This is a genomic window from Pseudomonas sp., assembly GCF_002796985.1.
Lineage (GTDB): Bacteria > Pseudomonadota > Gammaproteobacteria > Pseudomonadales > Pseudomonadaceae > Pseudomonas.
This window is the reverse complement of record NZ_PEKX01000007.1, coordinates 72738-95047: the sequence shown is the minus strand read 5'-3', so window position 1 is coordinate 95047 and position 22310 is coordinate 72738. Positions and strand designations below refer to the sequence as shown.

Genomic DNA, 22310 nt, shown 5'->3' with positions numbered 1-22310 from the left:
TCGCGCGTACTACTTGCCAGGTTTCTGCTGGCGAAAGAAGGCCAGCTCGGTCTTGAGTTTCTTGATCTCGGCGGACATCGCGTCGATCCGCAGCATCAGTTGCTCGCGGTTGGCGCGCTCCTCCTCGGCTTGCAGGCGCTTTTCCTCCAGCGTCTGCGTCAACTCGGCGTTCTGTGCCTCGAGCGCATCGATACGCTCGCGCATCTGACCACCGTCGCGAACGCGTAGCTGCCAGCCGGCCAAAATCAGCGCGGCCAGGATCAGCAGGATCAACGCCGCCCAGCCCAGCCAGGCAAAGCCACGGGGAACGTGGGGGCGGTGCTCGGCGCGCAGCAGTTGGCGGGTGGAAGGCCGCTTAGTCCGTGGCCAGGCCATCGCTGTCGATCTCCATGCCGCCCAGGGAAAGGAAGTTCTGCGGGTCGACGAATTCGCCGTGGTAAAGCACTTCAAAATGCAGGTGCGGCCCGGTAGATCGCCCGGTGGAGCCAACCTTGGCGATCTCCTGCCCCGGCAGCACGACATTCCCCACCTTCACCAGCAGCTTGGAGGCGTGGGCGTAGCGGGTCACCAGGCCATTGCCATGGTCGATCTCAACGCGATTGCCGTAGGACGGGTTCGGCCCCGCCACTATCACCCGGCCTCCGGCGGCCGCATGGATCGGGCTTCCGGTGGGTGCCGAGAAGTCCTGGCCGGAATGGAACGCCAGGTGGCGATTGAATGGGTCGACACGGTTGCCAAAGGGCGAACCGAGGCGAGCCTGCTCCAGCGGGCGGCGCGCCGGAATTGCCATGAAGTCGGCATTGCGGCGGGCCACCTGGTCCATCAGCAGGTCGAAGACCCGGCGCAGACATTTGGCCGACTGCTCGTTGCGCTCCAGATCGGCGGCAGCAGCCGGCAGCGGGTCGACGCAGGCCCTGGGAGGCAGCAGGATGCCTCCCTCGCTTCGTGCAGTGGTCGGTTTGGCCTTGGGAGTGGGTACCAGTTCCGGATCGACCCTGGACAGCTTGCGGGCGATTTCCGCGTGACTGTCAACGGCCTTGAGCAGGTAGTCCGCGTCTTTCTCCAGGACCTGCAGGCGGCCAGTCAACTCGCCGATCCGCTCGGCTGCAAAACGCTCGCCGGACTCGTCCGGCGCTTCGTCGGACTGCACCACCGGCACCATCACCGGTTCGGCCTGCCCCCGTCCGATCCACAGCCCGCCAGCGAAGGCAGCCGCGGCGAGGACCAGCGACACGCAGGCAGCACCCAGCACATACCGGCGCGTGTTGATCAGGCTCAGGTCGGAGCGGGTCAGCGCCTGCCGTGACGGGGAAAGGGATTTCATAGCGGTACCGTTGAAATGCATTCGCCCGACGGGGTGGCCGCCGGGGTTGCACAGGGTACCTGTTATTGAAAACTTCGCAGCGACTAAACACTGAAATATGTAAATAAATAAGAAGAAATCATCCTGTCTGAGAAGACTTTCAGATGTTTCCCACTAACGGGATCACATTATTCCAGTGAATCAAACTGCCATCACGCGGGTAAAACCGACTCTATCTCCTGCAAACGATGCTCCTCCAGACGCAACTGACGCGGGTGGAATCGCTTCAGGCTGACGCGATGACCAATGCTGACCAGGGTGACGCCCGGCAACTCCTCCAGCAACACCTGGTAGAGCGCGGCCTCGTCGGTTTCATCCAGCGCGGACGTCGCCTCGTCGAGGAACAGCCATTGCGGCGCATAGAGCAGCGCTCGGGCGATGGCCAGGCGTTGCTGCTCGCCGGGGGAGAGGACGCGTTGCCAGTGATCCGCCTCGTCCAGACGCGGCACCAGAGAATCCAGGCGGCACAGGTGCAGCACCTGCTTCAACTGCTCGGGGGCGTGCCGGTCGCCCGCCTCCGGGTAGCAGAGCGCCTCGGCCAGGGTGCCGATCGGCAGGTAGGGTTTCTGCGGGACGAACAGGCTGCGTGCGTCGGGCATCTGCACCACGCCGCTGCCGTAGCGCCACAGGCCGCTCATCGCGCGCAGCAGAGTACTCTTGCCGCCGCCGGAAGGGCCGCCGATCAGCACGTGCTCGCCGGGATTCAACGCCAGGCTGGTGGGTTGCAGCAGTTCGCGACCGTTGCCCAGGCTCAGGGTGAGGTTGTGCAGTTGCAGGTTGTCGCCGGTCTTGCGCACGTCGATGTTGGCGGACTCGTGGGCGGTTTCGTCCATGGCAGAGCGGAAGCTCAGCAGACGGTCGCAGGTGGCGCGCCAGCTGGCGAGGCTGGCGTAGGCGTCGATGAACCAGCTCAGGCCATCCTGCACGTTGCCGAAGGCGGAGTTGATCTGCATGAGTTCGCCCAACTGGATCTGCCCGGAGAAGTAGCGCGGCGCGGCGACGATGAAGGGAAACACGGTGGCGATCTGGGCATAGCCGGAGCTGAAGAAGGTCAGGCGCTTCTGCACCTTCATCAGTTCCCAGAAGTTGCCCCAGACGTTGCGGAAGCGCCCCATCAGGCGCGTGCTCTCGTTGGCCTCGCCGTTGTACAGGGCGATGCTTTCAGCGTTCTCGCGTACCCGCACCAGGCCGAAACGCAGGTCCGCCTCATAGCGTTGCTGGCGGTTGTTCAGGCCGATCAGGCGACGTGCGATGAGGTGGGTCAGCCAGCTGCCGACCGCGGCGTAGAGCAGTGCCGCCCAGAACATGTAGCCGGGAATGCTGATGCCGAAGAGCTCGATGCTGCCGGACACACCCCAGAGGATCACCGAGAAGGACACCAGGCTGACGATGTTGCGGATCAGGCCCAGGCCGAGCGTCAGGGTGGTGTCGGTGAAGCTGTTGAGGTCCTCGGAAAGACGCTGGTCGGGGTTGTCGGTGTGCCCGCGCTGCTCAAGGCGGTAGTAGTTCTTGTCACCCAGCCAGGCGGCAAAGTGTTTCTCCGTCAGCCAGCGGCGCCAGCGGATGGTGAGCATCTGCGTCAGGTACAGCCGATAGACCGCCGTGAGGATGAACACTGCGGCAATCCCGCTGAACATCAGCATCAGGTGGATGAAGCTCTTCAGGTCCTTGTTCTGCAGGGCGTTGTAGAAGTCGCGGTACCAGCTGTTGAGCCAGACGCTGAGGGCCACGCCGACCAGCGACAGGGCGATCACCACGATCAGCAGCAGCCAGGCCATGCCCTTCTCTTCGCTGCGCCAGTAAGGTGCGGTGAGCTGCCAGACTCGGTGGAAGAAGCGGCTGCGAACGGCGTCGTTCGCAGCCCGATACTCGGCGCTGTCAGTCATAGGTCGGCTCGCACGGCTGGAAATAAAAAGGAGCGCTCATTGGCGCTCCTTCCTGTTATCGATCGCTTAACGCCTCACCGGGCGCTTCTGCAGCTTGCGTTGCAATGTGCGCCGGTGCATACCCAGCGCACGGGCGGTCGCGGAGATGTTGCCGTCATGTTCGGCAAGCACGCGCTGGATATGTTCCCACTGCAGACGGTCCACCGACATGGGGTTTTCCGGTACCAGGGTATCCAGGTTCGCGTGTTGTGACAGCAGTGCGGTCAGCACGTCGTCGGCATCGGCGGGTTTGCACAGGTAGTTGGTGGCGCCGCGCTTGATGGCCTCCACCGCAGTGGCGATGCTGGAGTAACCGGTGAGGATCACCACACGCATCTCGGCATCCAGTTCGAGCAGCTTGGGCAGCAGCACCAGACCGGAGTCGCCGTCCATCTTCAGGTCCAGCACGGCGTAGTCGGGCAGATCTTCCTTGGCCATGGCCAAACCTTCCTCGGCGGAGCCGGCGACCGACACCCGCAACCCGCGACGGGTCATGGCGCGGGCCATGACGCGGGTAAAGGTGGCATCGTCGTCCACCAGCAGCAGGTGGGGCTGCTCTTCGCCTTCGAACAGGATTTCTTCGCTCATGGTACTTCCTCGCGGGCGCGGCGATCAGGCCACGCCATAGCTTCTGGGCAGACGCAACTCGGTCAGAGTGCCGCCATCTTCGTGGTTATACAACTTCACCGTACCACCCGCGCGGGTCACGCTGGCCTGGCTGAGGAACAACCCCAGGCCGAAACCCTTGCCCTTGGTGGTAAAGAACGGTTTGCCCAGCTGCTCGGCAATCGCCAGCGGCACACCAGGCCCCTGGTCGCGAATGCTCAGGCAGATTTCCCCGGCATCCCAGTCGATGCGGATGTCCAGGTCGTCCGGGCAAGCGTCGGTAGCATTGTTCAGCAGGTTCAGCAGCGCCTGGCTCAGGTCGGTCGGCGGAGTCATCCGTGGCGCCTTGCCCTTGCCGAGAATCTGGTAGCGGTAGCTCGCTTCCGGGCGCATCAGGTGCCAGCGCCGCAGCACCGCCTCGACCCACTCATTGGCACCCTGTTCTTCCACCGCCTGGCGACGATCCGCTTCGGCGGCCCGCACCAGGTGCTGCAGGGTGTCCTTGCACAGCTTGACCTGCTCCTGCAGCAGGGCGAGATCTTCCTGCAGCATGGGCTGGTCCGTATTGGTCTGGCGCAATTCCTTGAGCAATACGCTCATGGTCGCCAGCGGCGTGCCCAGTTCATGGGCGGCACCGGCAGCCTGGGTCGCCACCGCCAGCAGTTGCTGGTCGCGCATGCCTTCTTCGCGGCGCTGGGCTTGCAGTTGCTCCTGCCGACGCAGGGATTCGGACATGCGGGCGACGAAGAAGGTGATCAGCGCGGCGGCCAGGGCGAAGCTCAACCACATGCCGTAGATCAGCAGGTTGTCGCGCTGCCCGGCCGCCATCTCCAGCGGGTGGAACCACACCAGCAGCACCGTGTAGCTGGCCAGCGCGAGGCCAGCCAGGGCAATGGTGTAGAGCCACGGCAGGGTCGCCGCAGCAATGGTCAGCGGCACCAGGTAGTAGGAGACGAAGGGGTTGCTCGAGCCGCCCGAGTAATAGAGCAGCACGCTGTGGATGACCAGGTCGCAGGCCAACTGCACGGCGTACTCGAGTTCAGTCACCGGCCACGGGCCGCGCAGACGCAGCGCAGTGCCCAGGCAGAGCACGAGGGAGATGCCGATGGTCACGCCGAGCGCGAGCCAGGGCAGTTGGATCAGCTGGGCCTTGTAGGCAAGCCCGACCGAACCGGCCTGGGCGGCAAGCACGAGAATACGGATGAGCGTCAGATGCAGAAGGTTCTGACGACTGGCGGAAAGCTGGAAAACCGGTGGGCGCATGGTGAATTCCGGAATTTGCGCGAGTATAGCCAAGAGCCCCTTCCCCTTTATGCGGCATAGCGCCACAGCATACCCCAGCGCATCCTGTGACCGCCGCCTCAGTCCGAAACAATTGGTGACACCCACCCTTGACCCGTTTGCGAACCAATCCTCGTCAAAGGGTCTGACAGTCCTCGCCACAGCCTCTACGACTAAGCTGTGGCCCCGGACCTTTTCTGGAGCAAGGAGTCATCCATGTCTGTACTGAAGAAACCCTTCACCGCCATCGCCGCCGCCATCGCCCTGTGCGCCACCAGCCTGGGAGCCCTGGCAGACGAACCTCGCTACAACCAGGTTTCGCTGCGCGCCGAGGTCAGCCAGGAAGTCGCCCACGACCTGATGCATGTGACCCTGTTCAGCGAAGGTCAGGCCAGCGACCCGGCGAAGCTGGCGGCCGACACCACCACGGCGCTGAACGCGGCGCTGGAACGAGCGCGCAAGGTGAAGGGCGTGACCGTCAGCCTGGGCAGCCGCAACAGCTACCCGGTGTATGACGACAAGGGCCAGAAGATCACCGCCTGGCGCGAGCGTGCGGAAGTGCGCCTGGAAAGCGCCGACTTCGCCGCTCTCTCGCAACTCACCGCCGACCTGCTGGGCAGCCTGAAGATGGGCAGCATGAACTTCAGCATCGCCGACGGCACCCGCGCGAAGAACGAAGACGCGCTGATGAAAGGCGCCGTGGATGCCTTCAAGGCCCGTGCCCAGGTGCTTACCGATGCGCTCGGCGGCAAGGGCTACAAGCTGGTCAGCCTGAACCTGAACACCTCTGGCGCACCGCGCCCGATGCCAGTGATGCGCATGGCGGCTATGAAAGCCGACAGCTACGGCGGTGCCCCGGCACAGGAAATCGAAGCCGGCACCAGCCAGGTCACCGTCAGCGCCGACGGCACGATCGAGGTGCAGATGCCGTAACACCCAAGGCCTCTTCCAGCGCGGCGTTCCCAGGAGTCGGGGCGCCGCCACCCCACCGCACGGTTCCCATTGTCGAAATTGCGACATTCCCTTGCACCCGCGTCACAACTTCTACACTCATCCCGGTCAGCCGCTTGCGCCCGGCACATGCCGTGCATAGCTTCACGCAACGCAGCCCACAAGGCTGCCCCTCGATGACAACCAGAATAAATAGAGGTTTGTATGCGTAAGAACGCCGTCATCCGCGCCATGATTGCCGCTGGGCTGATCGCCAGCGCCCCGCTCGCCCACGCCGCCAACAACCTGGTCTACTGCTCCGAAGGCAGCCCCGCGGGCTTCGATCCCGGCCAATACACCACCGGCACCGACTTCGATGCCTCGGCCGAGACGGTCTTCAACCGCCTCACCCAGTTCGAGCGCGGCGGCACCCAGGTCATCCCCGGGCTGGCAGAAAAATGGGATGTATCCGACGACGGCAAGACCTACACCTTCCACCTGCGTTCCGGTGTGAAGTTCCATACCACCGACTATTTCAAGCCGACCCGCGAGTTCAACGCCGACGACGTGCTGTTCACCTTCAACCGCATGCTCGACAAGAACCATCCGTTCCGTAAGGCGTACCAGACCGAATTCCCCTACTTCACCGACATGGGCATGGACGCGAACATCGCCAAGGTGGAGAAGGTCGACGACCACACCGTCAAGTTCACCCTCAACGAAGTCGACGCCGCGTTCATCCAGAACCTGGCGATGAGCTTCGCCTCGATCCAGTCCGGCGAATACGCCGACCAGTTGCTCAAGCAGGGCAAGGCCGCCGATATCAACCAGAAGCCGATCGGCACCGGCCCGTTCGTGTTCAGTCGCTACCAGAAAGACGCGATGATCCGCTTCAAGGCCAACCCGGACTACTGGAACAAGGGTGAGGTGAAGATCGACAACCTGATCTTCGCCATCAACACCGACGCCTCGGTGCGCATGCAGAAGCTCAAGGCCAACGAATGCCAGATCACCCTCTTCCCGCGTCCGGCCGATCTGGATTCGCTGAAGAAGGACCCGAACCTGGACATGCCGTCGCAGCCGGGCTTCAACCTCGGCTACATCGCCTACAACGTCCAGCACAAGCCATTCGACAAGCTGGAAGTACGCCAGGCACTGGACATGGCGGTGAACAAGAAGGCGATCATCGACGCCGTCTACCAGGGCGCCGGCCAGTTGGCCGTGAACGGCATGCCGCCGACTCAGTGGTCCTACGACGACAGCATCAAGGACCCGGCTTTCGATCCGGAAAAAGCCAAGGAACTACTGAAGAAGGCCGGCGTCGCCGAAGGCACCGAGATCACCCTGTGGGCCATGCCGGTACAGCGCCCGTACAACCCCAACGCCAAGCTGATGGCCGAGATGCTGCAGTCCGACTGGGCCAAGGTCGGCATCAAGGCGAAGATCGTTACCTACGAGTGGGGCGAGTACATCAAGCGCGCCAAAGCCGGTGAGCACGACGCCATGCTGATCGGTTGGAGCGGCGACAACGGTGACCCGGACAACTGGCTCGGCACTCTCTACGGCTGCGATGCAGTGGGTGGCAACAACTATTCGGAATGGTGCGACAAGTCCTACGACAAACTGATAGTCGCCGCCAAACGCACCCCGGATCAGGCCAAGCGCACCGAGCTGTACAAACAGGCCCAGCACATTCTCAAGGAGCAGGTGCCGATCACCCCGATCGCCCACTCCACCGTGTACCAGCCAATGCGCAAGACGGTGCAGGACTTCAAGATCAGCCCGTTCGCGCTGAACTCGTTCTACGGCGTCAGCGTAGGCAAGTAAGGTCAGTGGCCGCCGGGCTTCCCGGCGGCCCTTTCTTTCGGCAGCCGCCGTGCGCAAAGCGCTCATCCGCCTGACCCTCGCCAGCCTGCTCGGCTGCGCGCCGGCCTTTGGTCAATCCCTGGTGGTCTGCACCGAGGCCAGCCCGGAAGGGTTCGACATCACCCAGTACACCGCCGCCACCACTGCCGATGCCTCCGCCGAGACGGTCTTCGAGCGCCTGGTGCAGTTCGCCCCCGGCAGCACCCGCGTGGTGCCCGCGCTGGCGGAGAGCTGGGAGATCAGCGACGACGGTCTGCAGTACACCTTCGCCCTGCGTCAGGGCGTGAAATTCCACAGCACCGACTACTTCACCCCGACCCGCGAGTTCGACGCCGACGATGTGCTCTGGAGCTTCCAGCGCCAGCTCGACCCGAAGCATCCGTGGAACAAGCTGGCCCCGCGCGGCTTCCCCTACGCCGAGGCGATGGGGCTGCCCGGCCTGATCAGCGCGGTGGAGAAGCTCGACGACCACCACGTGCGCTTCACCCTGAAACACCCCGAGGCGCCCTTCCTAGCCGACCTGGCGATGGGCTTCGCCTCTATCTATTCCGCCGAGTACGGTGACCTGCTGCTCGCCGCCGAGAAGGCCGACCAGTTGAACAACCTGCCCATCGGCACCGGCCCCTTCGTCTTCCAGCGCTACCAGAAGGACGCCCAGGTACGCTTCAACGCCAATCCGGATTACTGGGGAGGCAAGCCGAAGATCGACCACCTGCTGTTGGCGATCACCCCCGATCCAAACGTGCGCATCCAGAAGGTCAAGGCCGGCGACTGTCAGATCGCCGTCTACCCCAAACCAACCGACGTTCCCACGCTGCGCCAGGACCCGAAGCTGAAGATCGAGGAACTGGACTCGCTGCTGGTCGCCTACGTCGGCATCAATACCCGGCACAAGCCGCTGGATGACGTGCGCGTGCGCCAGGCGATCAACCTCGCCTTCGACCGCAACGCTTACCTGCGCGCGCAGTTCGGCGAAGGTGCTGCGACGCTGGCTGTGGCGCCTTATCCGCCGACGCTGTGGGGTTCAGACCCGCAACTCAAGGTCTGGCCCCACGACCCGGCGCGGGCAAAACAGTTGCTGGAGGAAGCGGGCATCAAGCCCGGCCTGAAGCTGTCGATCTGGACCCGCCCCGGCGGCGGGCCGACCAACCCCAACCCCGGCATCGGCGCGCAGATGCTACAGAGCGATCTGGGGCAGATCGGCATCCAGGCGGACATCCGCGTGTTCGAATGGGGCGAGCTGATCAAGCGCGCCAAGCAGGGCGAGCACGACCTGATCTTCATGGGTTGGGCCGGCGACAATGGCGATCCGGACAACTTCCTGACGCCGAACCTGTCCTGCGCCGCCGCGAAGAGTGGCGAGAACCAGGCGGGCTGGTGCAACGCGGAGTTCGACGAACTGCTGCGCAAGGCCCGCGCCATCACCGATCAGGAAGCCCGCGCGGGCCTCTACCGCCAGGCGCTGGCGATCTACCAGCGCGAAGCGCCGTGGATCGCCCTGGCGTACCCGAAGCAGTTCGCCGTGGTGCGGCCGGGCGTGAGCGGTTTCACCCTGAGCCCGCTGGGGTCGAACAATTTTTCGCGGGTTGAACTGAGCCCCTGACAGCTTTTCGTAGGACCGAGGCGGACGCCCAGTTCTTGCTCGCGAATGTCCCCGCAGCGAGGCTTGTTCGCGAGCAAGCTCGCTCCTACAGAAACTTCAGGCGTCCAGGCCGAACGGATCGTCCACCGAATGACTCGGCTGGGTAAACCAGCGCGGACCTTCCGCCGTCATGTAGAAGTGATCCTCCAGACGGATACCGAACTCCCCCGGTACGCAGATCATCGGCTCGTTGCTGAAGCACATGCCGACGTCCAGCGGCGTACGGTCGCCGCGCACCAGGTACGGACCTTCGTGGATATCCAGGCCGATACCGTGGCCGGTGCGATGCGGCAGACCCGGCAGCGCGTAGTCCGGCCCGAGGCCACCGGCCTCCAGGCAACGGCGGGCGGCGGCGTCCACCTGCTCGCAGGGCTCACCCAGCACAGCAGCATCGAATGCAGCTTGCTGCGCAGCCTTCTCCAGGTTCCACAGCTCGCACTGCCGCGCGCTGGGCGTACCGAACACGTAACTACGGGTGATATCCGAGTTGTAGCCATAGAGTTGGCAGCCGGTGTCGATCAGCACCATGTCGCCTTCACGCAACGGCCGCGGCTGACGCACGCCGTGGGGGAAGGCGCTGTCCTCGCCGAACAGCACGATGCAGAAGGTCGAACCCGGTGCGCCGACCTGCCGGTGCGCCGCCTCAATGAAGCGCGTCACCTCGGTGGTGGTGATGCCCTCGCGCAGAATGCTCGCGGCAGCCTTGTGCACCTCCAGGGTCATGTCCTTCGCCCGCTGCATCAGCGCCAGCTCTGCCGGCGACTTGCAGCGCCGGCACTGCTCGATCAGCGCGCCAGCGTCTACCAGTTGCAGCGTGCCTGTCGCCTGGCGCAAGCGCTCATACATGCCAAACGGCAGACTGTGGGAAAGACCGACTCGCGCACCTTCACGCACCTCGATCTCCACCAGCATGCCGGCCAACAGGGCGAACGGGCTTTCATGTTCGGCCCACACACTGATACTGCCAGGCAGCACCTGCAAATCACGAACCGTACCCTTTTCGAACGCCGGAGCGATATAACGCACTTCGCCTCGCGCCGGCACCAGCGCACCCACCAGCCGCTCACTCGGGCTCCATTTCAGACCGGTGAAGTAGAACAGTGAGCTGCCGGCATCGACGAATACCGCGGCAATTTCCCGAGCCTGCATCAGGCCCTGCAACTGCGCGATCCGCGCCTGGTATTCCTCGACCGCGATCGGGCGTGCACCGGCCGTCATGGCCTGCAATTTCGCCAGCACCTGCTCGGGGCTCACGCCCCCTACTCCCAATGTCATGCGACTCTCCCGAGGAATGAAACGACACGGAATTTAAGCAGCACTGAAATTTCCGGTCAAAGGCTTTTCGGCGCCCGGCACCCTTGCGACCGATTTTCCGCCCGCTAATGGCTCGATGCTTTCACCTGGCGACGACACTGGTATGCTGCCGGCGTCCCACAAGAGCCTTGCCAATGTCCGCAGATCGTATCGGAGAACGCCTGCGCCGTTATCGGCGCGCAGCGAAGAAGACCCTGAGCCAGGTGGCCGCCGAATCCGGCCTCACCGCCAGCTTCCTGTCCCAGGCCGAGCGCAACCTCACCGGCGTCTCGCTGTCCTCCCTGGCCAGCATCGCCAAGGCGCTGGACGTACCGCTCAACGCCCTCTTCGACTCTCCGCAGCAGATCCCGCCGGACTCGCACCAGGGCGAGCGCGTGCGCTACACCATTGAAGGCCAGCCGCTGAGCTACGAACGGCTGTCCAGCAGCTTTCCCGGCAACCAGCTGAACGCGGTGAAGGTGACGGTCCCGGTGGGCTACGAATCGGAGCTCATTACCCACGACGGCTCGGAATTCGCCTACGTCCTCAGCGGACGCATTGCCTACGTGATCAACGGCCATACCTACCCGCTCGGTCCGGGTGACTCGGTACACTTCGATTCCGGCAAGCGTCATTGCCTGCGCAACGTCGGCGACAGCGTGGCTGAAATGCTCACCGTCACCACCCTTCCGCTGTTCGGCGAACATCCCGCCACCTGATTCACATAGCGGCAAAATTTTCAGCACCACTGAATTTTAAGTTGAACTTAATTTCAGCCTGACTTAACTTCGGCGCGGCGTGGCCGGGCACAGCCCGACCATGAATGGATAGGCCTTATCCGGCCCAGTCCGACCAGGCCGGCTGCAAACCCCATCGGTTCGCCGGCCCCTCAGAAAAACAAGAATGAGGTCAGGCAATGCGCAAGATGCGACGTAATCCCCTGCACGCACTCGCCTTCGGCGGGCTGCTGCTCGCCGGCTCCGCGGCCAACGCGGCTTCCACTCTGGTGTACTGCTCCGAAGGCAGCCCGGCGGGTTTCGACCCCGGCCAATACACCACCGGCACCGATTACGACGCCACCTCGGAAACCCTGTTCAATCGCCTCGTGCAGTTCCAGCGCGGCGGCACCGAAGCCCAGCCGGCCCTGGCGCAAAGCTGGGAAACCTCCGCCGACGGCAAGACCTGGACCTTCCACCTGCGCCCGAGCGTGAAGTTCCACACTACCGACTATTTCAAACCGACCCGCGCATTCAACGCTGACGACGTGCTGTTCACCTTCAACCGCATGCTCGACAAGCAGCAACCCTTCCGCAAGGCGTACCCCACCGAGTTCCCGTACTTCACCGACATGGGCCTGGACCGCAACATCGCCAGGGTCAGCAAAGTCGACGAGCACACCGTGACCTTCACCCTGAACGAGGTCGACGCGGCCTTCGTGCAGAACCTGGCGATGAACTTCGCGGTGATCCAGTCCGCCGAATACGCCGACCAGTTGCTCCAGCAGGGCAAGCCCGGCGAGATCAACCAGAAGCCCATCGGCACCGGCCCCTTCGTGTTCAGCCGCTACCAGAAGGACGCGATGATCCGCTTCAAGGGCAACAAGGATTACTGGAAGCCCGATGACGTGAAGGTCGACAATCTGGTCTTCGCCATCAACACCGATGCCTCGGTGCGCCTGCAGAAGCTCAAGGCCGGCGAATGCCAGATCACCCTGAACCCACGCCCGGCGGACCTCGAGGCGCTGAAGCAGGACCCGAACCTGAACATGCCGTCGCAGCCGGGCTTCAACCTCGGCTACCTGGCCTACAACGTCACCCACGCCCCGCTGGACAAGACCGACGTACGCCGGGCGCTGGACATGGCGCTGAACAAGCTGGCGATCATTGACGCGATTTACCAGGGTGCCGGCCAACTGGCGGTGAACGCCATGCCGCCGACCCAATGGTCCTATGACGAATCGATCAAGGGCCAGGCCTACGATCCGGAACAGGCCAAGGCGCTGCTGAAGAAGGCCGGCATCGCCGAAGGTACCGAGATCACCCTGTGGGCGATGCCCGTGCAACGCCCTTACAACCCCAACGCCAAGCTGATGGCCGAGATGATCCAGGCCGACTGGGCCAAGGTCGGCATCAAGGCGAAGATCGTCAGCTACGAATGGGGCGAGTACATCAAGCGCGCCCACGCCGGCGAGCATGACGCCGCGCTGTTCGGCTGGACCGGCGACAACGGCGACCCGGACAACTGGCTCGGCACGCTCTACGGTTGCGACTCGGTGAATGGCAACAACATCTCCAAGTGGTGCGACGCCGACTACGACAAGCTGGTACGCCAGGCCAAGGCCACCACCGACCACGAACAACGCGTGGCCCTCTACCAGAAGGCTCAGCAACTCCTCGCGCAGCAACTGCCGATCAGCCCGATCGCCCACTCCACCGTCTACCAACCCATGCGCAAATTGGTGCAGGGCTTCCTGATCAGCCCCTTCGGGCGCAACTCCTTCTACGGCGTGGCCAACCAGCCCTGATCGCCGACTCGACTGCGGCGGCCAAGGCCGCCTGAACGCCAGCCCGGCACAGACCGGGCGGCACACCCCGCCTTCCCCTCTGCCTGCCGGCTCCCCCATCTCTCCGATGGGCGGAGGGGATGCATTCGTTGCTAGGAAAACCGATAACAACAAGGAGCAACTCATGCAGCATCACGTATTCACCCGCCCCCTCCTGGCACTGGCCATCTGCAGCGCCCCGCTGGGCCTGGCCTGGGCCGACGAAGACGACCTGCCGCCGGACGAAGCCCGCCGCGACAGTGAAGTCGTGGTCAAGGGCCAGGCCAGCGCGAAAGGTTTCGTCGAAGGCCAGAGTCTGACCTTCAGCACCCGCAACTTCGCCGCCCGCGAGCAGATGAAGGACAGCTTCCATTTCAACATCAAGAAGGACGGCTACACCGAACCGACCCACAGCCGCTACACCTGGACCCAGGGCAGCCAGCTCAAGTACAGCTCCGGCTACACCCAGGGCACCGTGGGCGTCGGCCTGGACGCCTCCGCCTTCAACGAGATCGCCCTGGAGCGCGGCCACGGACGCATCGCTGGCGGCGGCACGCGCACCCTGACCGACAGCGACGGGGATGCCGTACCGCAGTGGTCAAAGATGGGCGTGGCCAACGTGAAGCTGCGCGCTTCCAATACGGTGCTGCGCGCCGGCCGCCAGCAGACCGAGAACCCGGTATTCAACATCAACGACAACCGCGCCCTGCCCTCGTCCTTTGATGGTGTCAGCCTGCTCAGCGAGGAGCTCGAAGGCCTTGAAGTGCAGGCCGGCGGCTTCACCCGCGCCAGCCCGCGCACCGGCTCCGGCCATGAAGGCCTGACAACCGAGTACGGCGCGCAGGACTTCACCGGCAGCAGCTTCAGCTACCTCGGTGGCAGCTACCAGGCGATGAAGAAGCTGAAGCTCACCGCCTACGGCGCGCACTTCGAAGACATCTGGAACCAGTACTACTTCGGCGCCTCCCACGACCTGGGCGACCCGGCCAGCCTGGCGCTGAACACCAAGCTGGACTACTACCACACCGGCGACACCGGCGAACGCAAGGCCGGCTACATCGACAACGATGCCTACAGCCTCGCCTTCACCCTCACCCACGGCGCCCATGCCGTGCTGCTGGGCTGGCAGCAGATCCGTGGCGACGAGTACTTCGACTACGTGCACGAGACCGCGGCCATCTACCTGGCCAACTCGTTGCTCTCCGACTACAACGGTCCCAACGAAAAGTCCCTGCAGTTGCGCTACAGCACCGACTGGGCGGCCTTCGGCGTGCCCGGCCTGACCACCATGGCGTGGTACGCCAAGGGCTGGGGCATCGACGGCACCCACTACGACGGCGACCGCAACGGCGTGAGCGGCTACAACGTGCGTGCCATGGACGACGAGAAGCACCACGAGCTCGGTCTCTCCACCGGCTACACGCTGCAGGGCGGCCCACTCAAGAGCAGCAGCTTCCGCCTGACCTACATGAAACACCTGGCCAGCCAGAACCAGGCGGACGGCAGCGTCAACGAGGTTCGCCTGGTCAGCAACTTCCCGTTCAACCTGCTGTAAGGAGAACCAGCATGCCCATCCCGCGTCTGATTCCGCTACTGCTGGCACTCGGCAGTGGCACCGCCCTGGCGCAGAACCTGGTGGTCTGCACCGAAGCGAGCCCGGAAGGGTTCGACATCGTCCAATACACCGGCGCAGTCACCGCTGACGCCAGCGGCCAGACCGTCTTCAACCGCCTGGCGGACTTCCGCCCAGGCACCACCGAGGTGGTGCCGTCGCTGGCGCAAAGCTGGGAGGTCAGCCCCGACGGGCTGACCTACACCTTCCACCTGCGCCCGGACGTGAAGTTCCATACCACCGACTACTTCAAGCCCACGCGCGCCCTCAACGCCGACGACGTGCTCTGGACCTTCCAGCGCCCGCTGGACCCGAAGCATCCCTGGCATGAATCTTCCGCGCGCGGCTATGCCTACTTCGACGCCATGGGTATGCGCGAGCTGATCAAGTCGGTGGAGAAGCTCGACGACCTCACCGTGCGCTTCACCCTGAACCACCCGGAATCGCCGTTCCTGGCCGACATGGCGATGGACTTCGCCTCCATCTACTCGGCCGAGTACGGCGACCAGTTGCTGGCCGCCGGCAAGCAGGGGCAGCTCAACAACCTGCCCATCGGCACCGGGCCCTTCGTCTTCAACCGTTACGCCAAGGATGCCCAGGTGCGCTTCCGCGCCAACCCGGACTACTTCGGTGGCAAGCCGAAGATCGACAATCTGGTGTTCGCCATCACTCCGGATTCCAACGTCCGGCTGCAGAAGATTCGCCGCAACGAGTGCCAGATCGCGCTCTACCCCAAACCGTCGGACGTACCCGGCCTCGAACAGGACAAGAACCTGGCGGTCGATAGCATCGACGCGCTGCTCACGACCTATGTCGCCCTGAATACCCGGCACAAGCCGCTGGACGACGTGCGCGTGCGCCAGGCCATCAACCTGGCGTTCGACAAGAAAGCCATGCTGGATGCCGTCTATGGTGCCGGCGCGGCCACGCCGGCCATCAACCCGTACCCTGCCACGCTGCTGGGTTATGACAAAGACATCCAGGACTGGCCGCACGATCCCGAACGCGCCAGGGCGCTGCTCAAGGAAGCCGGCGTGGAGGATCTCAAGCTGACCCTGTTCACCCGCAACGGCAGCTCCTCGACCATTCCCAATGCGGCGCAAATGGCACAGATGCTGCAGTCCGACCTGGCCAAGGTGGGCATCACCCTGGACATCCGCACGCTGGAGTTCGGCGAGCTGATCAAGCGCATCAAGGCCGGCGAGCACGATCTCTCGCTCTACGGCGGCTGGGCCGGCGACAACGGCGACCCGGACAACTTCCTCTCGCCCAACCTGAGCTGTGCGGCAGCGAAATCAGGCGAAAACCATGCATTCTGGTGCGATCAGGACTTCGAAACACTGATCCAGGAAGCCCGCCAGACCAGCGACAACGCAAAACGGGCGGAACTTTATAAAAAGGCGACATCCATATTCCACGAGCAGGCCCCATGGATTCCCCTGGCACATCCTAAGCTGTTCAATGTGCGCCGCAGCAATATCTCGGGCTACACCATCAGCCCGCTGACAAAAAACAACTTCGCCGACGTTCAGATCCAGTAACCGGCAAAGTCATAAGAAACCGGCGCCCGTCGTGATCCGACGGGTAGCCGCTCGGTGAGGAGCCCCCCAACACCATGCTCAGTTTCATCGCACGCCGATTCGGTCTGCTGATCCCGACCTTCTTCGGCGTCACCCTGCTCACCTTCGCGCTGATCCGCCTGATCCCAGGCGACCCCGTGGAAGTAATGATGGGTGAACGCCGCGTCGATCCGCAGATGCATGCCGAGGCCATGCACCGCCTGGGGCTCGACAAGCCCCTCTACCAGCAGTACCTCGACTACATCGGCAACCTCGCCCAGGGCAACCTCGGCGAATCGCTGACCACCCGCGACAGCGTCTGGCACGAGTTCCTCACCCTGTTCCCCGCCACCCTCGAACTGTCCCTGGCCGCCCTGCTGTTCGCCGGCACCTTCGGCCTGCTTGCCGGAGTGATCGCGGCGCTCAAACGCGGCTCGCTATTCGACCACGGGGTGATGACCATCTCCCTGGCCGGCTACTCGATGCCGATTTTCTGGTGGGGCCTGATCCTCATCATGCTGTTCTCCGTCTCCCTGGGCTGGACGCCGGTTTCCGGGCGCCTGGACCTGCTCTACGACATCCCGCCCAAGACCGGCTTCATGCTCATCGACACGCTGCTGTCCGATGAAGAAGGCGCGTTCATCGACGCTGTACGCCACCTGATCCTGCCGGCCATCGTGCTGGGTACCATCCCGCTGGCGGTGATCGCGAGGATGACCCGCTCCTCGATGCTCGAAGTGCTGCGCGAAGACTACGTACGCACCGCCCGCGCCAAGGGCCTGTCGCCGGCCCGCGTGGTGTTCGTGCACGCCCTGCGCAACGCCATGATCCCGGTGCTTACCGTATTCGGCCTGCAAGTCGGCACGCTGCTGGCCGGCGCGGTGCTGACCGAAACCATCTTCTCCTGGCCGGGCATCGGCAAATGGCTGATCGACGCCATCGGCCGCCGCGACTACCCGGTGGTGCAGAACGGCATCCTGCTGGTGGCGACCCTGGTGATCCTGGTGAACTTCATCGTGGACATCCTCTACGGCCTCGCCAACCCACGCATCCGCCACCAACGCTAACCGGAGCCGACGCCATGAATGCCAACGCCAAAGCTCCCGCCAGCGACCCGAGCCTGGTCTACCCATCCCCGTTGAAAGAATTCTGGCAAGCCTTCTCGCGCAACAAGGGCGCGGTCGGCGGCCTGCTGTTCATGCTGGTCATCGTGTTCTGCGCGCTGTTCGCTCCGTGGGTGGCACCGCATGACCCGAGCGAACAGTTCCGCGACTTCCTGCTCACCCCGCCGCTCTGGCTCGAAGGCGGCAACACGCAGTTCCTGCTGGGCACCGACGAACTGGGCCGCGACCTGCTCTCGCGCCTGATGCACGGCGCACGGCTGTCGCTGATGATCGGCCTGACTTCGGTGCTGATCTCGATGATCCCCGGCATCTTCCTCGGCCTGCTCGCCGGCTTCTCGCCAACCCGACTGGGCCCGGTGATCATGCGCCTGATGGACATCATGCTGGCCCTGCCCTCGCTGCTGCTGGCGGTGGCCATCGTCGCCATCCTCGGCCCAGGCCTGATCAACACCGTGATCGCCATCGCCATCGTCTCGCTGCCGGCCTACGTGCGCCTGACCCGCGCCGCCGTGATGGGCGAACTGAACCGCGACTACGTCACCGCCTCGCGCCTCGCCGGCGCCGGTACCCTGCGCCTGATGTTCGTCACCGTGCTACCCAACTGCATGGCGCCGTTGATTGTGCAGGCCACCCTGAGCTTCTCCTCGGCCATCCTCGACGCCGCCGCCCTGGGCTTCCTCGGCCTGGGCGTGCAACCGCCGACGCCCGAGTGGGGCACCATGCTGGCCTCCGCGCGCGACTACATCGAGCGAGCCTGGTGGGTTGTCTCGCTACCCGGCCTGACCATCCTGCTCAGCGTGCTGGCAATCAACCTGATGGGCGACGGCCTGCGCGATGCGCTGGACCCGAAGCTGAAGAACGCGGCGTGAGGAGCATGCAGATGAATACCCTCGTGCCCTTCGTAGGAGCGAGCTTGCTCGCGAACCTGCAATCCCCTGCGTTCCCCGTTCGCGAGCAAGCTCGCTCCTACAAGTACAAGAGCCTGATGGAGACCGCCGTATGAGCCTCCTCGACCTGCGCAATCTCTCGGTCCGCTTCGGCGACCGCAACGCCGTCCCGGTGGTGGACGGCCTCGACCTCTCGGTGGACAAGGGCGAAGTCCTGGCCATCGTCGGCGAATCCGGCTCCGGCAAGTCGGTGACCATGATGGCCCTGATGGGACTGATCGACGCCCCCGGCATCATCACCGCCGACACCATGCAGTTCGACGGCACTGACATGCTGCGCCTGAAGGGCCGCGAGCGGCGGCGCATCGTTGGCAAGGACATCGCCATGGTCTTCCAGGACCCGATGACCGCCCTCAACCCCAGCTTCACCGTCGGCTACCAGATCGAGGAAGTGCTCAAGCTGCACCTCGGCCTGCGCGGCAAGGCCCTGCGCCAGCGCGCCCTGGAACTGCTCGAACGGGTGGAAATCCCCGGCGCCGCCCAGCGCATGGACGCCTACCCGCACCAGCTGTCCGGCGGCATGAGCCAGCGCGTGGCAATCGCCATGGCGATTGCCGGCGAGCCCAAGCTGCTGATCGCCGACGAACCCACCACCGCGCTGGACGTCACCATCCAGGCGCAGATCATGGACCTGCTGCTGAGCCTGCAACGCGACCAGGGCATGGCGCTGATCCTCATCACCCACGACCTCGCCGTGGTCGCCGAGACTGCCCAGCGCGTCTGCGTCATGTACGCGGGGCAAGCGGTGGAGATCGGCCAGGTGCCGGCGCTGTTCGACCTGCCGACCCATCCCTATACCGAAGCGCTGCTCAAGGCCATTCCCGAGCACAGCGCTGGCGAGGAACGCCTGGCCACCCTGCCCGGCATCGTCCCCGGCCAGTACGACCGCCCGCAAGGTTGCCTGCTGTCGCCGCGCTGCCCCTACGTGCAGGACAACTGCCGCACTGTGCGCCCGGCCCTGGAAACCCATGAGCGCGGCGCGGTGCGCTGCTTCTACCCGCTCAACCTGACCCCCGAGGTGGCCCGATGAGCGCCGTCCTGACCGCCCGCGACCTGACCCGCCATTACGAAATCTCCCAGGGCCTGTTCAAGCCGCACGCCTTGGTCCGCGCGCTGAACGGCGTGTCCTTCGACCTGCAGGCCGGCAAGACCCTCGCCGTGGTCGGCGAATCCGGCTGCGGCAAGTCCACCCTCGCCCGCGCGCTGACCCTGATCGAGGAGCCCACCTCCGGCTCCCTGCAGATCGCCGGCCACGAGGTGAAAGGCGCCGACCACGACACCCGCAAGCAACTGCGCCGCGACGTGCAGATGGTCTTCCAGAACCCCTACGCCTCGCTCAACCCGCGGCAGAAGATCGGCGACCAGTTGGCCGAGCCGCTGGTCATCAACACCAGCCTGTCCCGCATCGAACGCCGCGAGCGCGTGCAGGCGATGATGAAACAGGTCGGCCTGCGCCCCGAGCACTACCAGCGCTACCCGCACATGTTCTCCGGCGGCCAGCGCCAGCGCATCGCCCTGGCCCGCGCGATGATGCTGCGGCCCAAGGTGCTGGTGGCGGACGAACCGACCTCGGCGCTGGACGTGTCGATCCAGGCCCAGGTGCTCAACCTGTTCATGGACCTGCAGCAGGAGTTCGGCACGGCCTACGTGTTCATCTCCCACAACCTCGCCGTGGTCCGCCACGTGGCCGACGATGTGCTGGTGATGTACCTCGGCCGCCCGGCGGAAATGGGCCCGGCGGACAAGCTCTACCAGCGCCCGCTGCACCCCTACACCCAGGCGCTACTGTCGGCGACCCCGGCCATCCACCCCGATCCGAGCAAGACCAAGATCAAGATCCAGGGCGAACTGCCCAACCCGCTCAAACCGCCCAGCGGCTGCGCCTTCCACAAGCGCTGCCCCTATGCGACCGAGCGCTGCAAGGCCGAGGTGCCGGAACTGCGCCAGCTCGATGAGCGCCAGGTGGCCTGCCACCACGCGGAGCAGTTCCTGAACTGATGCGAAACGGGCCGGTCATAGGCCGGCCCCTCTTGCAGATACAGCTGCGTCCTACAGCGCAGCAGGAACAGGCCTGCTACCTGATCCAATACATCCCGCTAGGGTGGCGTCCCGCCACTGCCTGCCAGCCGTGGCCGTTATCCACAGGGCCACGATCATCCATGCTGCTGTTCTTCCTCCTGCTCATCCTCGTCACCGCCGTCGTCGCCAACGTCCAGCTGCACAAGTGGAAGCGTCAGCGGCGGATGGACGTGCGTGCGGCCGTGAAGTCTCGGAAGAAACCGGTGCCGAGGAAGAAGGCAGCAGCGGAAGTCGATCTCGACGAGATCGACTGGGACGGACTCGACCAGGAAGAACTGGACTTCAGCGCGCCAGCGCCGAAGCCGCCCGCGCCGGTTCGCGCCAAGGCTGCCGCCCAGCCACCGGCCGAGGCCAAACCGAAAGCCGAGCCCAAAGACGAGTTTTCCCCCCTGGAGCGAGCACTGCCACCGGGACAGCTGACGGCCCCCCAGCGCGACGAAGCCATGGCGCAACTGCTCAAGACCAGCCTGCACATTCCCGCTCCGGACCCCGGCGAGAAGCATGTGGTGCTGGACATGGACGACGGCAGCTACGTGCCGGTCGCCACCCACCCGGCAGCGGCGGCCATCGCCCTCGGGCATCTCGCCGAGAACCTGCAACAGCGCCAGGGCGCGCAGCTGCTGCGCGAGTTGCGCGGCAAGGATCTGGGCCTGCTGGTGGTCGCACGCAATCCGCAGAAGCCCTCGGTGGCGCGGCTGTGGAAAATCCAGCCGGAAGACCTCTGATACCTACCTGCAACCTTGCACTGTCACGTCCGGCTCTCGCAGGAGCGGACTTTGTCCGCGATGTGCAACAGGCCAGCTCAGAGCTGCCGGCAATCTATCGCAGACGGCGTCCGCTCCTACACCCTGCCCGAGCGACGGAGCCGATCTGTAGGAGCGCTCCAGCCGGCGATCACGCCGCTCTAAAGGTCACGAATCAGCGCCAGGCGCACGCCGAACCCCAACAGAATCCCGCCGAAGCCCCACTGCTGAACGCGCTGCATCGTCCGGTGCCGCGCCAGCCAGCGGCCCATGCGCTCGCCGCTGATGGCGTAGAAGCTGTCGAAGCCCAGCCCGACCACCACCAGCACGCCGCCCAGCAGCGCGAACTGCAGCGCCAACGGGCCGTTCTGCGGATGGATGAACTGTGGCAGCAGCACCGAGCAGAACAGCAGTGCCTTGGGATTGAGCAGATTGGTCAGCAGGCCCCGCCTGAAAGCACGCCCATAGCTGACTGTGGATAACCCAGCCGCCCCATCCGCTACTGGCAAACCCACCGGCGCGCGCAGCAGTTGCAGGCCGATCCACGCCAGGTAAAGGCCGCCGCCGATGCGCACGACATCGAAAGTCCAGGGCGCGGTGCGGAACAGTAGCGCCAGCCCGGTCGCCGCCAGCGCCACATGGCAGCCACGCGCCACGCCAAGCCCCACAGCGGTTGCCAACGCCGCACGGCAGCCGTCGCGGGCGCCGGTGTGCAGCAGGAGAATCATGTCCGGCCCCGGCAGCAGGTAGACCATCGCCAGGGCCAGCAGAAAGACGCCAATATCCACAAGAGCCACT

The 22310-nt window shown here is 64.6% G+C and carries 20 protein-coding genes; 13 read left to right on the top strand and 7 right to left on the bottom strand.

The features are described 5' to 3' along the window. Positions 1 to 9: 9 nt before the first annotated feature. From CTR55_RS05965 to CTR55_RS05945, 5 genes are all read right to left on the bottom strand, one after another. Positions 10 to 375: a hypothetical protein gene (locus CTR55_RS05965; RefSeq protein ID WP_296285006.1), complete on the bottom strand. Its 366-nt coding sequence runs from the start codon at positions 373 to 375 to the stop codon at positions 10 to 12. After that, positions 356 to 1324 carry a M23 family metallopeptidase gene (locus CTR55_RS05960; protein WP_296285004.1) on the bottom strand — a complete coding sequence of 323 codons (969 nt, stop codon included), beginning with the start codon at positions 1322 to 1324 and terminating at the stop codon, positions 356 to 358. The genes CTR55_RS05965 and CTR55_RS05960 overlap by 20 nt, the downstream gene beginning before the upstream one ends. 191 nt (positions 1325 to 1515) lie before the next feature. Then, complete coding sequence (locus CTR55_RS05955; RefSeq protein ID WP_296285002.1) at positions 1516 to 3249, bottom strand: ABC transporter ATP-binding protein/permease; 1734 nt, start codon at positions 3247 to 3249, stop codon at positions 1516 to 1518. Positions 3250 to 3315: 66 nt separating this feature from the next. Further along, complete coding sequence (locus tag CTR55_RS05950) at positions 3316 to 3876, bottom strand: response regulator transcription factor (protein WP_205339191.1); 561 nt, start codon at positions 3874 to 3876, stop codon at positions 3316 to 3318. Positions 3877 to 3900: 24 nt separating this feature from the next. After that, entirely contained in the window at positions 3901 to 5157 is a 1257-nt protein-coding gene (locus tag CTR55_RS05945; protein WP_296284997.1) for an ATP-binding protein, read from the bottom strand. Between the two features lie 234 nt (positions 5158 to 5391). Between CTR55_RS05945 and CTR55_RS05940 the strand changes: the two genes are divergently transcribed. From CTR55_RS05940 to CTR55_RS05930, 3 genes are all read left to right on the top strand, one after another. Next, entirely contained in the window at positions 5392 to 6108 is a 717-nt protein-coding gene (locus tag CTR55_RS05940) for an SIMPL domain-containing protein (RefSeq protein WP_296284995.1), read from the top strand. 222 nt (positions 6109 to 6330) lie between these two features. Further along, a complete protein-coding gene (locus tag CTR55_RS05935; RefSeq protein ID WP_296284993.1) occupies positions 6331 to 7932 on the top strand; it encodes an ABC transporter substrate-binding protein in 1602 nt (533 codons plus the stop codon). A gap of 64 nt (positions 7933 to 7996) precedes the next feature. After that, positions 7997 to 9574, top strand: a complete 1578-nt coding sequence (locus tag CTR55_RS05930) for an ABC transporter substrate-binding protein (RefSeq protein ID WP_296286472.1) — start codon at positions 7997 to 7999, stop codon at positions 9572 to 9574. Between the two features lie 96 nt (positions 9575 to 9670). On the opposite strand, the gene CTR55_RS05925 is transcribed toward CTR55_RS05930, so the two are convergent. Continuing rightward, positions 9671 to 10888, bottom strand: a complete 1218-nt coding sequence (locus CTR55_RS05925) for a Xaa-Pro peptidase family protein (RefSeq protein ID WP_296284990.1) — start codon at positions 10886 to 10888, stop codon at positions 9671 to 9673. A 173-nt stretch (positions 10889 to 11061) separates the two neighbouring features. Here CTR55_RS05925 and CTR55_RS05920 point away from each other — a divergent pair, with 173 nt between their 5' ends. From CTR55_RS05920 to CTR55_RS05875, 10 genes are all read left to right on the top strand, one after another. Then, entirely contained in the window at positions 11062 to 11625 is a 564-nt protein-coding gene (locus tag CTR55_RS05920; RefSeq protein ID WP_296284989.1) for an XRE family transcriptional regulator, read from the top strand. A gap of 197 nt (positions 11626 to 11822) precedes the next feature. Further along, a complete protein-coding gene (locus tag CTR55_RS05915; protein ID WP_296284988.1) occupies positions 11823 to 13430 on the top strand; it encodes an ABC transporter substrate-binding protein in 1608 nt (535 codons plus the stop codon). A gap of 163 nt (positions 13431 to 13593) precedes the next feature. Further along, the gene (locus CTR55_RS05910) at positions 13594 to 15003 is read left to right on the top strand and encodes an OprD family outer membrane porin (RefSeq protein WP_296284986.1); all 1410 of its coding nucleotides are present in this window, start codon (positions 13594 to 13596) and stop codon (positions 15001 to 15003) included. An 11-nt stretch (positions 15004 to 15014) separates the two neighbouring features. Then, entirely contained in the window at positions 15015 to 16601 is a 1587-nt protein-coding gene (locus tag CTR55_RS05905; protein ID WP_296284984.1) for an ABC transporter substrate-binding protein, read from the top strand. A 74-nt stretch (positions 16602 to 16675) separates the two neighbouring features. After that, positions 16676 to 17686: an ABC transporter permease subunit gene (locus CTR55_RS05900; protein ID WP_296284983.1), complete on the top strand. Its 1011-nt coding sequence runs from the start codon at positions 16676 to 16678 to the stop codon at positions 17684 to 17686. 14 nt (positions 17687 to 17700) lie between these two features. Then, positions 17701 to 18612, top strand: a complete 912-nt coding sequence (locus CTR55_RS05895; protein WP_296284982.1) for an ABC transporter permease subunit — start codon at positions 17701 to 17703, stop codon at positions 18610 to 18612. Between the two features lie 11 nt (positions 18613 to 18623). Then, on the top strand, positions 18624 to 18746 hold the full coding sequence (locus CTR55_RS05890) for a hypothetical protein (RefSeq protein WP_296284981.1): 123 nt from the start codon (positions 18624 to 18626) through the stop codon (positions 18744 to 18746). Beyond that, complete coding sequence (locus CTR55_RS05885) at positions 18743 to 19720, top strand: ABC transporter ATP-binding protein (RefSeq protein ID WP_296284980.1); 978 nt, start codon at positions 18743 to 18745, stop codon at positions 19718 to 19720. The genes CTR55_RS05890 and CTR55_RS05885 overlap by 4 nt, the downstream gene beginning before the upstream one ends. Beyond that, entirely contained in the window at positions 19717 to 20688 is a 972-nt protein-coding gene (locus CTR55_RS05880) for a peptide ABC transporter ATP-binding protein (RefSeq protein WP_296284978.1), read from the top strand. Before CTR55_RS05885 ends, CTR55_RS05880 begins: the two co-directional genes overlap by 4 nt. A 161-nt stretch (positions 20689 to 20849) precedes the next feature. Continuing rightward, complete coding sequence (locus tag CTR55_RS05875; RefSeq protein ID WP_296284976.1) at positions 20850 to 21494, top strand: hypothetical protein; 645 nt, start codon at positions 20850 to 20852, stop codon at positions 21492 to 21494. 179 nt (positions 21495 to 21673) lie between these two features. Here CTR55_RS05875 and CTR55_RS05870 read toward each other — a convergent pair whose 3' ends face one another. Further along, positions 21674 to 22300: a LysE family translocator gene (locus CTR55_RS05870; protein WP_296284974.1), complete on the bottom strand. Its 627-nt coding sequence runs from the start codon at positions 22298 to 22300 to the stop codon at positions 21674 to 21676. Positions 22301 to 22310: the final 10 nt, after the last annotated feature.